Genomic DNA, 13052 nt, shown 5'->3' with positions numbered 1-13052 from the left:
GTGAGGGGATTTCCTTTAGGATTTGGCAACACGATCGACATCTGATGACAGCATTTTTGTCTGTTGAATCTTTCTCCAGGCTTGCGGAGTCGTGCCGTATCGCTGGCGAAACTGCCGAAAGAAATATCCAATCGTTTGATAGCCTGTAATTTCGGCAATGTGGCTAGCGGAGTCGTTAGTTTCACATAACAGGAGGCAGGCTTCCGTCAGTCGCCGTTCAATAATCCAGTCATGCACAGGTCGCCCAGTTTGGCGACGGACTAAATCGGTTAAGTAAGCGGGAGAATATCCGACAAATTGAGCTACTTCAAACAAGCCAATGGCATCTTGATAATTACCTTCAATGAAGTCGAAAACTTTGGTTAACGTTACGCCGTGCAGCATGGGGCAATGCTCCTTAGGTCTGTCAATTGCGACTTAAGGGGGTCTGGTTAGTCTAACCGGACCCCAAATAGGGTTCATTCCAATTCGTCTGTTGAATGATCAGGAATTTCAAGCGTTGACTAAGAGGAAAAATACCGCCAAAAAGGTGTACTCTATCTGTCATCCTCTTCCCGCCTCACCTGTTCCTCTTGATCGCGTGTTATCTTCGGGCCTCTTCTGCACTCAGAAAACGGATAGCCAGAAAGTCGAAATTGAGCCATGGCTAATTCGCCACGGGCACGATCTAGCATCCGTGCAGTGGTTTGAAGATAAGGAATCTGGCAAAACGTTGAACTTGAGCATTCGGCAAAACTGGCTCAATGCCATAACCTGTTTCGATTTCAACTCGGCGATCGCCTTTGGAAACCAAAAACAGCACGCCATTATTTGAATTTGCCTTACCAATTTTCCAGTGGTTAAACAACTGCGTTGCAAATGCTTTGGGTGTTTCAGAAGGAGCTGTATTTGGCACTGTTACAACTGCAATCTCAGTTCCATTTTTAGCTTCTAATTGCGAGATTGTTTGATTGAGTTTCTTTTCAGTAGCAGCGTTGAGAATATTGGCTGTATCAGATACCCAACCTCTATTTGCTTGTCTTGGATTGGGAACTTCTTCTACCATGACAGCAAGGCTGCTGGACGGAGCGATCATTAGCGCTAAACCGACACAGCCTGCATAAAAGGCTTGCTTGGACTGAACTGCTAGGAGTTGCATGGTTTTAATCTCCAAAATGTGTTCAAGCTAAATCAAAAAAATTCAATTTAAAGGAAGTAAAATTTGTCAAGAACTGAGCGATTCCGCAATTACAGCGGTTGCGAATAAGCAGCCGATCGTAATACCAAACCGCAAACACCAACTCCACAGGTAAGGCAAAAGCATCACAAAAAGATGGGAAAAACCAAACGTAACGGCAATCAAACCTGTAATGCCGACACCAAATAAGCCAACAAAGAAGTATTTGACAGCTTTACAAGCGAAACGAAATAGCTGACTATGCGGGTTTATCATTGCTCTAGCTCTTTTGCTAATGATTTCCAAGTGAAGCAGGTGCCTCTCCCACACCAACCAAATTCAAATGCTCACTGAATGATTCCATCAGAATATCTACGTGCTGACGCTTTGGACAGAGGCAAGAAACCGCAGATAAGGGCAGATACGTTAACTTCAGTGATCTGCCCTAAAACTAGCGGTTGCAACTCGCTAAAGTGTTGTTAGCCATCATTCAGTTGGGGTGAACTGATGATTCAAAATCGTAGAAGTCGCGGCGTTCAAGCCACTGCGGCAGGAGTTGAAAGCCTGGAAGCACGACGGGTGAATGAGGACTGGACTCGTCAGGCGTTAGCAAATCGGGTAGGCGTTGCGCTAGATACACTGGAGCGGCTGATCAAGCGCGAGAGAGTTGATCGAGACTCGGTGCGAAGAATTGTCGCTGCCTTAAATTTGCAGCCGACAGACATTATTGATCCCGATGAATGGCACCGCACACACATTAGACGCACTGATCAACAAGAAGATTTATTTGTCGTTCTACCTGTGACACTATCTGATTCACCTATAGGGCCAGAGCGTCCGGTAGGTCAGGTTCCGCTAGAGTCTGCCTTTTATGTCGAGCGTCCACCGATCGAAGCGCAGTGTTGTCAAGAAATCGTGCATCCGGGGGCACTGATTCGCATTAAAGCACCCAAACAGATGGGCAAAACATCGTTGACGGCAAGAATTCTTGAGCAGGCACGAGAACAGGGCTGTCGTACCACTCATCTGAGCCTTCAAAGCGCACCCAGTAAAGTATTGAGCAACATAGACCAACTCATGCAATGGTTTTGTCGTTGTGTAAGTGAGGGATTGCACTTACCTAACCAATTAGATCAACACTGGGACGACATTTATGATGGAAACTACAACAGCACGGTTTATTTTAAGGATTACTTGCTGGCAGCAAGTAGCCCGTTAGTGATTGGGTTAGATGAAGTTGATCGCGTCTTTGAACATCCAGAAATCGCCACTGATTTCTTTGCACTGCTGCGAGCCTGGTATGAGAAGGCAAGATACGGCGATCGCGATAGCGATACCTGGAAAAAGCTCCGACTCATCGTGATTCATTCTACCGAGGTCTACATCCCGATGAATTTGAATCAATCGCCATTTAATGTAGGGCTTTCGATCGAATTACCTGAAATCACACTAGAGCAGGTACAAGATTTAACCCAGCGCTATCAGCTAGATTGGACACTCAGTCAAATAGAGGAATTGATGCGTTTAGTTGGCGGTCATCCTTACTTGTTGCGAGTGGCGATGTATGCGGTTGCCCATCAAACGATCGCCTTTGAACAGGTACTTGAACAAGCCGCAACCGAATTAGGCGTTTACAGCGACCATCTTCGTCATCTTTTGGAGCACCTGGAACGATATCCAGAATTAGCCAGCGCCTTTAGCGATGTGGTGATGGCAACGACTCCAGTTTCATTAAGGTCAACTCTGGCATTTAAACTCAACAGTTTGGGTTTAGCGACGATCGTAGGCAATCAAGTAACCCCACGCTGTGAGTTGTACCAACAGTATTTTTGTGAACGTCTGTAGTGATATTGAATTAACTTGATTGACACCAAATGAACCAACATTCAACTTATAACTATCAAGTTGGAGGCAGCTTACCACCGAACGCTTTATCGTATGTCGAGCGACAGGCAGACCAGGATTTATACGGAAAGCTGAAAGCAGGTGAGTTTTGCTATGTCTTGAATTCTCGGCAGATGGGAAAATCCAGTCTGCGCGTCCGCACCATGCGTCGATTGCAAGGTGATCACATTGCCTGTGTTGTGATTGATGTAACTGCGATCGGCACTCAGCAGGTCACGCCCGATCGCTGGTATGCCGGGTTTGTGGGCACGATCATCAACAGTTTGAAGCTTCAGATCAATCTAGGAGCGTGGTGGCGTGAGCATGAGCATCTTTCGGGTGTGAATCGCTTGAGCGTTTTCATTGAGTCAGTACTGCTGGTCGAGCGTTGCCAGCCGATCGTGATTTTTATTGATGAGATTGATAGCATTCTCAGTCTCACGTTCAAAGATGATTTCTTTGCGTTTATTCGCGCCTGCTACAACAAACGTGCGGATGTCCCAGACTACGATCGCCTGACCTTTGCCCTCTTGGGCGTAGCAACTGCCTCCGATCTAGTGCAAGACAAAAACCGCACACCGTTTAATATTGGGCAGATCATTGACCTGAGTGGCTTCGAGTTGCATGAAACCCAACCGCTTGCTCAGGGGTTAGCAGCGCAGGTCACTAACCCAGAAGCCGTGTTAGGTGCAGTCTTAGATTGGACTGGGGGGCAGCCCTTTTTGACCCAAAAGCTATGTCAGTTGGCAGCGCAAAGCGCGGGGAATGGGAAAATGGGAATGGAAAATGGGGAAACGTCCCCCCACTCTCTACTCCCTGCTCCCCACTTAGACCGTCTCGTTCACACTCACATTATTCAAAATTGGGAAGCACAGGATGAACCAGAGCACCTCAAAACTATTCGCGATCGCCTGTTGCGGAATGAACAACGGGCAGCCCAACAGTTAGGACTGTATCAGCAAATTTTGCAGCAGGGCGAAATCGCAGCCGATGGCAGTTTTGGGCAGGTGGAATTGCAGCTATCGGGCTTAGTGGTCAAACAGCAGGGCAAATTAAAAGTTTACAACCGCATTTATGCCTCTGTGTTCGATCACCGTTGGGTGGAAAAAGCGCTGTCAGATTTACGTCCCTACGCTGAAGCGCTGAATGCCTGGATCGCTTCCAATCAAGCAGACGTATCACCGCTGCTGCAAGGGCAGGCACTCCAAAACGCGCAAGCGTGGGCAGCCGGTAAGAGCCTGAGTACTGAAGATTATCAATTTTTGAATGCCAGCCAGGAGCGCGAACAACGCGAGGCACAACGAACTGCGAAGCGGCAGATCAGAGTTGGGTCTACGTTTTTAAGTCTGTCTTTGGTTGGGACGATGACAGCGATTATTTTGGCAAGTATGGTGCACAAAGTTGAACAGATTCAAGCGTTGAATGCAGTTTCTGAGAAGCTACTCGGCTCCAATCAACAATTGGAAACACAGCAACTAGAGGCACTGATTGCCAGCGTGAAGGCAAGTCAGCAGCTAAAAGACGTTGTTGGTAACCAAAGAGAATTAAAAACCAAAACGGCAAATGTTCTGCAACAGGTAATCTATGCGATTCAGGAATCTAATCGATTAGAGCGACATCACGACTCCGTTAACAGCGTCAGCTTTAGTCCCGATGGGCAAACGATCGCATCCGCCAGTGATGACAAAACCATCAAACTTTGGAGTCGTGATGGGACTGAGCTAAAAACTTTGAATGGACATCGTGGGACTGTCACGAGTGTGAGCTTTAGTCCGGATGGACAGACTATTGCCTCTACTAGTGACGACAAAACCATCAAACTCTGGAAGCGTGATGGGACTGAGCTAAAAACTTTGAATGGACATCGTGGGACTGTCACGAGTGTGAGCTTTAGTCCGGATGGACAGACCATTGCCTCGGCTAGTGACGACAAAACCATTAAACTTTGGAAGCGCGATGGCATTGAATTGAAAACCTTAACCGGGCATAACAGTGCCGTCACCAGCGTCAGTTTTAGCCCAGATGGACAGACCATCGCCTCTGCTAGTGAAGATAGCATTGTCAAACTCTGGGACCGAGAGGGTAAAGTACTCAAAACCCTCAAAGGTCACGGCGACAAAGTTTACAGTGTGAGCTTTAGTCCTAATAGTCAAATGCTAGCAACGGCAAGTTGGGATTATACAGTCAAACTTTGGAGGCGCGATGGCACGCCACTAAAGACGTTGTTGGGGCACAATGATCGCGTCATGAGCGTCAGTTTCAGCCCGGATGGACAGACGATCGCTACCGCGAGTAGCGACACAACGATCAAGCTTTGGCGTCAGGACGGCACCTTACTCAAAACTCTGAAGGGACACAACGACCGCATTACCAGCGTCAGTTTCAGCCCGGATGGACAGACGATCGCCTCCGCTAGTTTTGATCAAACCATTCGCCTTTGGAAGGCTGGCAGTTTGCCCCTAATTCTGCAAGGACACACTGGCGAAGTTTATAAAGCTAGCTTTAGCCCGGATGGGCAGACAATCGCAACGGCAAGTTACGATCGCACCGTCAAACTGTGGCACCGGGATGGCAGAGCGATCACAACCTCGAAAGGACATCGCGATCGCGTGTGGGACATCAGTTTCAGCCCAGATGGTCAAACCATTGCGACTGCCAGTTGGGATAAAACCATCAAACTTTGGCGACGCGACGGTATGCTGCTTGGCACTTTGACCGGACACAGCGGGTGGGTTATGAGCGTTAGCTTCAGTCCCGATGGTCAAACGGTCGCGTCAACAGGCAGCGACAGAAGCGTAATCCTCTGGAGCGTTAGCAGCAAAAAGATTAAACAAAAGTGGCACACCAGTCATCAGGGGAACGTTGTGGATGTTCGCTTTAGCCCCGTTAACGTTAGTCTGCCGTTGGGTACTAACCAGACCATCAGCGGAGCCATGCTCGAAGGTGCGATCGCAACTGCCAGCGATGACAAAACTGTCAAACTCTGGAGCCACGATGGTAAAGCAATTGGAGAGCTAAAAGGACATCGTGATGAAGTCAATGGCATTAATTTTAGCCCAGACGGAAAAACCATTGCGACTGCTAGCGATGACAAAACTGTCAAACTTTGGGCGCTGGATGGCACGCTCCTGAGAACCTTAACCGGACACACTGAGCGCATCATATCTGTTAGTTTCAGCCCTGACGGCAACGTGATGGCCACAGCAGGTTTCGATAAAACCATTAAACTTTGGCGGACATCAGATGGTAGCCCACTTCAAACGTTTTCTGGTCATACCGATTGGGTCTGGCATGTCAGCTTTAGCCCCGACGGTAAACTACTTGCATCTGCCAGCCGCGATCAAACAACCAGGCTTTGGCAACTCGATAGCACTAAGCAACAGCTTTCAGAGTTGAAAGCGCTATTACCTTTTAGCTGTCAGTGGCTACACGATTATTTGAAGACAAATCCAAAATTGGAAGAGTACGATCGCCACATCTGCAACAGTTACGGTGATGCTCCATAACTCTCATCATATTTATACAGAAGGTAATGCCGCAAAAGCAGGCAATTTCAGGAAACACTGATAGTCTAAAGTTTATGGAAAACCGAGTACTCAACTTCCTAGCTAAGATTAGCAAGTGCCCTTACTGCAACTACGACTTAAGCTAAGCTGATGCCTGATACCCCACGCGATTATGCGTTAGTTGATGCCAAGTTGGCAAAACTGCAGCACCTACGTCAGCTAAGCCGACTGTGGGACAATTCGCTTAGTCTGCCAGGCACTCGCTTGCGTGTTGGCTTGGAATCGCTCATTGGACTGCTACCCATCGGAGGAGACGCCATTGGTCTACTCTTATCCAGTTATATTCTGCTGCAAGCGTTCTCCTTGGGGCTACCGCGATCACTGCTGATACAGATGCTCTTCAATATTTTGTTGGATGGGGTGGTCGGTTCGGTGCCAGTTTTGGGTGACTTATTCGATACAGCGTGGAAAGCGAATACACGCAATGTCAGTTTACTGGAAGCCCATCTCCAATCTCCAACGGTGAGTCCATCGGCCAACCGCTGGTTTGGACTCGTGCTAGTCAGTAGTTTACTACTCATAGGGATTTGCTTGATGGGGCTTGGCTTTGTACTACTGTCTAAGGTGTTGCAGCACTTCAAGCTGTAAGCATCGGTACTGCTTCGGTCTAACGGTATGGTCAACTGAACCCAAAGGTGAAATCATCGTCCTGATTTCACTCGGTTTACGATTCCTGACCCCTGTACTCCCATCCTCGATTTCCCGGCGAAATTATGAGTCATATGAAATCCGGCTAAGTAGTTATCGTTAAGCATTAGCTTCCTGCCACCAGTGAAAATGAGTCAGACCTCGAATAAATTCGTGCTGTTTAAGCAGTGCACAGCAGCGGTCACAGAGTACTTGTTCAAGGTCTTCAATCTTCTCAAAGATACGATTTACAATCGGTTCATCCAAAATTGACCACAGGCGTTCTGCGGGCTGTAACTCAGGTGAATAGGGGGGGAGAAATTCCAGGTGCAAACCTTCGGGTAATACTACCTTGTCACTCGTGTGCCAACCCGCTTGGTCAACGCTCAATAAAACATGTTTGTGCTGACCCAATCCAAAATGCTGAGCAAAATCTGCTAAGACTCGATTGAACAAGTCGATGTTGACTTTGGGCATGATCCACCAGTACGTCTCGCCGGAGGCAGGATGAACAAAACCGTAGACCCAGACCCACTCATAACGCCACTGCACTTTAGCAATTGGGTTTTCCCACCAAGGCACCCAGATGCGCCGCAGCACGGGCTTGAGACCGATTCGATGTTCATCCATTGCCCAGAGTTGAATCTCTGCCTGAGGATACTGCTGACGCAACTGCTCTACTCGCACGGGCAGTTTTTTTTCCAGGCTTCCTGTTCTTGCGGGTCTTGCTGCTGATGCTCAGGGCGCGGCACTCGCAGGCGAAACTCCATCTGCTTGAGGTATTCCCACCCTCGCTGAGGCGACACTGGACGCTCGAGCACTCGACTCATCCAATCGGCAACCTTGCGTCCATTCCACAAGCCGTTTTCAGTCGTAGGCGTTGCAATCGCTTGCAGGAGTTGGGCTTGTTGAACTTCATCGAGTAAAGGTTCGGCTCCACAATTGTGCTGCCGACCATCCCCCACACTTGCTTCTCCCTTTCGATTGTAGCGATTGGCTATCACCCGTATCCAGCGCAACGAATACCCTGTCACCTCGCGCACCTCTGCCGTCCGCTTGTCCTTCGCCAGTAGCCACAGAATTTGGTACTGACTACGTTCGATCCCCTCTTTCGCTTGACGATACCGCTCCTCCAATTCTTCACAACTGAGATGAGGCTCAAGGGTTAGGCGTTTGGGCATAGGACTTTCTAGGCTAACTTTATGCAGTAAGTTTACACCCGGATTTCATATGATTGTGTCTGGCTCTACTACACTTTTTCGGTAGTGTTCATGTCGGTGGGTAAGCTTGAAAGGTGTGGAGTGAAGGAGTTAGGCTTGCCCTTGAGACTCAGTGGCTTGACTAGGCTTTGTCCTCTTGACAAGTAGCCTAGCGATTCTAATCCTTCCAACTGTAAATCAAAGGACCGTTTGTTTTACGATTGGGGTTTGTAAGGGCAAAGTAGCGTTTCAGCCTCTAAACCTTGTAAAACAACTTGTCAATTAATCTATGTATCAAAATATGGCAGGTTTAACGAGTTCTGATACAGTTGCAGTACCTTAGAACGTCTGACCATGCTGATTGGATACGAACGGGTCTCAACTGATGACCAAAATCTGGCGTTGCAACATGACGCACTGCAAGCGGCTGGGTGCGACAAAATCTTTTCCGACAAACTGAGTGGGGTGAAAGCCGATCGCCCTGGGTTGCAACAAGCACTCAATTATGTGAGGCCGGGAGACACTCTGGTCGTCTGGCGACTCGATCGCTTGGGGCGATCGCTCAAAGATTTGATTGCGCTGGTCGAGGATTTGGAGCGCCGACAAATTGGGTTTCGTTCGCTGCAAGAGAGTATCGATACCACAACGAGCGGGGGAAAGCTGATCTTCCATGTGTTCGGGGCGCTGGCTGAGTTTGAGCGCAACTTGATTCGAGAACGAACGCAAGCGGGTTTGCAGGCGGCGAGAGCCAGAGGGCGAACCGGGGGACGACGACAGAAGTTAACGCCAGAGCAAATTGCCATTGGGCGATCGCTGGCCAGCGATCCAAACCGAACGGTGACTTCGATCTGTGAGCATCTGGAAATCAGTCGCCCCACGTTCTACAGATACATCAGCCCTAAAGGGGAGCGAGCGCCAACCACCCAAACAACACAGGTGCATCTTTGGCTCAGAGTGGAGAATAACAACAAGTTTGTGCGGCACAAAAACAAAGTGAGGGAGACGATCGAACGAGTGTGTCTATCTCGCTATAGGATGCGGAAGCAGCACCAGGACAGTTGGGAGTATGAATTGACGATCACCTATCAAGACGATCAAGACCTCAATCAACAGGTTGAGGATCTGCTGGACGAAATGCACGCTCAAGCAGATTTAGAAGATTGTTTCATTGAGGCCGATGTAACGGAGATGGGCACGGAGCGAAGCTGGTGAGAAAAAGACAATCAAGTCGGAGTGACGCCGTTGAGAAAAAAGGATGGGTGCGATCAAACCAGTGGAGGGAGCACCCCCCCCTTGCGTTCGATATTGGCAGTTCATGCCCCTCTCGCAGGTCCTCGTTTCGATCTTAAACCCACTGCGTCAGCCCGGTTAGGGTGGATAGGATGTTTAGGTTTAGAACCCGCAAGTACCCGCAGCGACAGGCGTAATCACGCCAATGTCGGGTTGCACGGGTCCGGTGTTGCCCACCAATGGCTCTCGTTGCAGAGTGCTACCAGCATTCCGAAATTCGTACCCGGAGAGACTGGCAGTGTTGTTGAGTAACCGGGAACAGAGCGTTCCAGTACCTTGTGAAACAATTTGGTATTCCACCTGGTTGCCGGGTGCGTATGCATTGAGGTTAGCAACGCGATTGTTGGTGACCGAAGCAAACATCTGCGCTGTAGCAGATATCACACGGATTCCAATCCCCGCAAATTGGACGTTATTGACCTGATTATTGTCAATCTGCACCCGGACTGGAGAATTACTCTGAGAACTAGCATCAATTCCAACGACAGTCGTATTGGTAACGGTATTGTTCGCAATGGTGGCGGTGGCAGTAGTGTTTCCTTGAGCCTGCACACGTATGCCAACATCAGCCGTGTTTTGCACCGTGTTGTTGGAAACATCAATCGTTAGCGGCGTGGCGACGGCTTGATTGGGACTCAGAAGCATACCAATGTTAAGACCTGTGCCAATCGTGTTGCGGCGAAGCGTCACAGCCCCGGTCAGATTGCCATCCAAAAATATCCCAGGGTTATTTCCCACGGCAGTGATGACGTTATCTTGAATCGTCACATTCCGTAAGTCTGTCCCCCTAACGCCCACTCCACCAAAGCCCGTAATGTTGAACCCGCCCAGGGTGGTGTTATTGCCCATCGTCACGGTGCCCGCCACTCGTGGTAGGGTGCCAGTCCCCGACAGCGGCAATTGCACCGTCCCCGCCTGCACCGTTGCCAGGGGTTGCGCCACTCCCGACGACAGCACCTGCACGCCATCCTGAATCGTGAACGCCGGAATCCCTGGATTGGTGCCCGCCTGCACATAGACAATGCCATTGCCATCTCCAGGAGCCGCTGTGATTGCTGCTAGCACCGTGCCAAACGGACTTTCAAAGGTGCCACTCCCACCCGCTGCCCCTAACACCGCATGTTGAAACACATAGGGCTGTCCCGTCGCCGGGTTTTGCACAATCACAGTGCCCCCACTGCCACTGCCCACGGTTTGAGTGGTTTGAGTGATTTCGGTGCGGGTGCTGGTTCGGGTCCGCTCTGTCACCGCCACCGCTTGATTGCGGATCGCACTATCGCCCACTCGCGCCCAGTTATCAGCAGGTTGTCCCGTCGTTTTACGTCCGATGGTGGGAAACTGGAGGCTGACCGTCGCCACCGCCGTCGTGCCAAACTCGCGATCACCCTGCACGGCTAAACCCGCCGTCAGGGTGTCATTCACCCGCAGCGCCAACCGTCCGCGCACACCCACAAAGCCGCTCACGCCTTCGCCACTGTAGTAATACAAGCCCAGGTAAGAGCGCAGGTCACTGCCGGGACTCAGTTGTGCCAGCTTCACTCCGGCTTCGGCATCCAAGCCAGCAAGGGACACTTCATCGAGGGCGCGGGTGAAGCGGGTCGTCTGGTTGCGGGTGGTGGTGGTTAAGGTGCTGGCAGTAGGCGAGTCAAACAGCAGGCTATTGCCCTGAAAGCGAAGAGTGGTCGGTGCGGTTACGCCACTGCCCCCACTCAGGCTAGTGCTGGTACTGGTGCTGGTGCTGGCAGTATCGGTGAAACTCTGGCTGGCCACTTCGCGGCGGCGATCTCCCACGGGCAAGTAGCCATTGACGCGAAACTCCACACCCGGTAACACCACTTCCACTCCAGCACCCAGTTGGCTAAAGGTGGTTCTGCCCGTGTCGCGCACGTCCACTCCCACATAGCCGCCTACAATTCTGCCGCTGCTGGGGTCAAAATCTCGATAGCCCAGAGCAAAATTGCTCCCTGGATTGCCGCCATTGGTATCGAGCAGTAAGCGACCTTGAGCATAGGTTAGGGTTTTGCCAGGAGTTTGGGTTAGGGGGACAAAGCCCTCGAGTCCGAAGAAGGAGCTTTCGTAGCCCACCCCGGGACCGCTGTTGAAAGAAACGCCACCGCGAATCGGGATGGGAGTGTAAGAGGATGTAGGGGTTGCAGGAGTCGCAGGAGTAGAGGGGGCAGGAACGGCAGGTGTTTCAGGCGCTTGACCCAGAATCTCAGCCGTGGAAATCTTGGCTTCTTTCAGGGTACGAGGCGCATCGAGAGCATGAGCTGTCGCGGGTGAGAGGCTGGGCGCTTCTACCGCCTGACTCGTTAGCGATGGCATGAAGCTCAGGGCGGTTCCAGCGATCAGCCCTAAAAGGGTCAAACCCGGTGAATAGTAGTTCAGTAATTTCCTCACGACCACGTTCCTTCTGTATTTGAGAGAGGCTCAAGGGGATTGGGGGTATCTTGCTTGTTCTTTAAGCAGCAAGACATCAGAGCATTCACCTAAGGCTTAATCAGAACACATAATGGTCGCTGTGAAACCACTGCGTGTCCTGAAGACACTTTGTGCAGTCATCGCTTGCAGCAGCGCTTCGATGAAAAGACTGAGAATAGAGTCGGAAGAAAGGGTGATCCTGTTGGGTTCAACGTAGGGGATACACCCTTTGGTTTCGTCGCAGAGGTGATGATCGCCCTAACCAAATAAGCTTCAGAAAAGCCCCATTATCTGGAGCTTGTTCATTGTAGAGAGGCATAGTTCTATGCTGCCGTATCACCATTATCCATCAATCCCTATTCCCTCAAAGCCGCTTCAACCGCTGACCAAATAAACCCTTGAGGTCTCTCACTTCGCCAACGGTATCTTCGCTACCTTTACGCCATCTACAGCGGAATCAAAACCGCTGAACCGCGAGCTGACACGTCAGCGCTTGCGCGATCGCTCCGATCCAACCTTCTTACCTAAAGCAATTCCGTCAGGTAACTTTACAATCTTAGCGGTTTTATCAGAACAGCCATACTCTTAAACTTCCAGGTTTCACTAGACATTCAAGTTCTTCAAGAACTCGAATGTCTAGTGATTTTAAGTAGGGCGAGCATACATTCAAACAATTTACACCTATAAATTCACGGGATTTTGGTTTTCTTGTCGTTAGGAATCCGGGTAGTTTCAGTAGCATTGGATACTTCTTTTCTGTGAAAGAATACAAAAAAGTAGCTCTGAAACGTTAAAACCTATCCAAAAAAATCTGAAATGTTTGATTGTCATAGGCTCGGCAAGGCTTTCATACAGCATATCTTCCATAAAATATCTTTTTCATAAGCGTCACCAGGATATTCGGATACC

The 13052-nt window shown here is 49.8% G+C and carries 8 protein-coding genes and 1 pseudogene; 4 read left to right on the top strand and 5 right to left on the bottom strand.

Annotated features, from left to right (window positions below; translation table 11 throughout):
• Positions 1–15: 15 nt before the first annotated feature.
• From JOY44_RS29055 to JOY44_RS29045, 3 genes are all read right to left on the bottom strand, one after another.
• Positions 16–384, bottom strand: a complete 369-nt coding sequence (locus tag JOY44_RS29055) for a helix-turn-helix domain-containing protein (protein WP_171576906.1) — start codon at positions 382–384, stop codon at positions 16–18.
• Between the two features lie 283 nt (positions 385–667).
• Positions 668–1045, bottom strand: coding sequence for a TPM domain-containing protein (locus JOY44_RS29050; RefSeq protein WP_242541945.1), 378 nt, complete (start codon positions 1043–1045; stop codon positions 668–670).
• A 159-nt stretch (positions 1046–1204) separates the two neighbouring features.
• On the bottom strand, positions 1205–1432 hold the full coding sequence (locus JOY44_RS29045; RefSeq protein WP_171576903.1) for a hypothetical protein: 228 nt from the start codon (positions 1430–1432) through the stop codon (positions 1205–1207).
• Between the two features lie 231 nt (positions 1433–1663).
• Here JOY44_RS29045 and JOY44_RS29040 point away from each other — a divergent pair, with 231 nt between their 5' ends.
• The 3 genes from JOY44_RS29040 to JOY44_RS29030 all read left to right on the top strand — a co-directional run bounded on the left by JOY44_RS29040 (position 1664) and on the right by JOY44_RS29030 (position 7194).
• Positions 1664–3001, top strand: coding sequence for an AAA-like domain-containing protein (locus tag JOY44_RS29040; RefSeq protein ID WP_171576902.1), 1338 nt, complete (start codon positions 1664–1666; stop codon positions 2999–3001).
• A gap of 29 nt (positions 3002–3030) precedes the next feature.
• Positions 3031–6546 (top strand): AAA-like domain-containing protein, encoded by a 3516-nt coding sequence (locus JOY44_RS29035; protein WP_171576901.1) that lies wholly within the window; start codon positions 3031–3033, stop codon positions 6544–6546.
• Positions 6547–6696: 150 nt separating this feature from the next.
• Positions 6697–7194 carry a DUF4112 domain-containing protein gene (locus JOY44_RS29030; protein ID WP_171576900.1) on the top strand — a complete coding sequence of 166 codons (498 nt, stop codon included), beginning with the start codon at positions 6697–6699 and terminating at the stop codon, positions 7192–7194.
• 159 nt (positions 7195–7353) lie between these two features.
• On the opposite strand, the pseudogene JOY44_RS29025 reads toward JOY44_RS29030, so the two are convergent.
• Positions 7354–8414: pseudogene (locus JOY44_RS29025) on the bottom strand (IS630 family transposase).
• A 372-nt stretch (positions 8415–8786) separates the two neighbouring features.
• On the opposite strand from JOY44_RS29025, the gene JOY44_RS33160 reads away from it, so the two are divergent.
• The gene (locus tag JOY44_RS33160; protein ID WP_171576899.1) at positions 8787–9644 is read left to right on the top strand and encodes a recombinase family protein; all 858 of its coding nucleotides are present in this window, start codon (positions 8787–8789) and stop codon (positions 9642–9644) included.
• Positions 9645–9824: 180 nt separating this feature from the next.
• On the opposite strand, the gene JOY44_RS29015 is transcribed toward JOY44_RS33160, so the two are convergent.
• Positions 9825–12122 (bottom strand): right-handed parallel beta-helix repeat-containing protein, encoded by a 2298-nt coding sequence (locus JOY44_RS29015; protein WP_171576898.1) that lies wholly within the window; start codon positions 12120–12122, stop codon positions 9825–9827.
• Positions 12123–13052 lie beyond the last annotated feature (930 nt).

This window comes from Leptolyngbya sp. Cla-17 (genome assembly GCF_016807185.1).
In the GTDB taxonomy this organism is placed as follows: Bacteria; Cyanobacteriota; Cyanobacteriia; order Leptolyngbyales; family Leptolyngbyaceae; genus ULC077BIN1.
This window is presented reverse-complemented; position numbering and strand designations above follow the sequence as displayed.

Bases quoted from the DNA above. Each gene is read 5' to 3' on its own strand.
- JOY44_RS29040 (WP_171576902.1), top strand. From the start codon at position 1,664: ATGATTCAAAATCGTAGAAGTCGCGGCGTTCAAGCCACTGCGGCAGGA.
- JOY44_RS29035 (WP_171576901.1), top strand. From the start codon at position 3,031: ATGAACCAACATTCAACTTATAACTATCAAGTTGGAGGCAGCTTACCA.
- JOY44_RS29050 (WP_242541945.1), bottom strand. From the start codon at position 1,045: ATGGTAGAAGAAGTTCCCAATCCAAGACAAGCAAATAGAGGTTGGGTA.
- JOY44_RS33160 (WP_171576899.1), top strand. From the start codon at position 8,787: ATGCTGATTGGATACGAACGGGTCTCAACTGATGACCAAAATCTGGCG.
- JOY44_RS29055 (WP_171576906.1), bottom strand. From the start codon at position 384: ATGCTGCACGGCGTAACGTTAACCAAAGTTTTCGACTTCATTGAAGGT.
- JOY44_RS29045 (WP_171576903.1), bottom strand. From the start codon at position 1,432: ATGATAAACCCGCATAGTCAGCTATTTCGTTTCGCTTGTAAAGCTGTC.
- JOY44_RS29030 (WP_171576900.1), top strand. From the start codon at position 6,697: ATGCCTGATACCCCACGCGATTATGCGTTAGTTGATGCCAAGTTGGCA.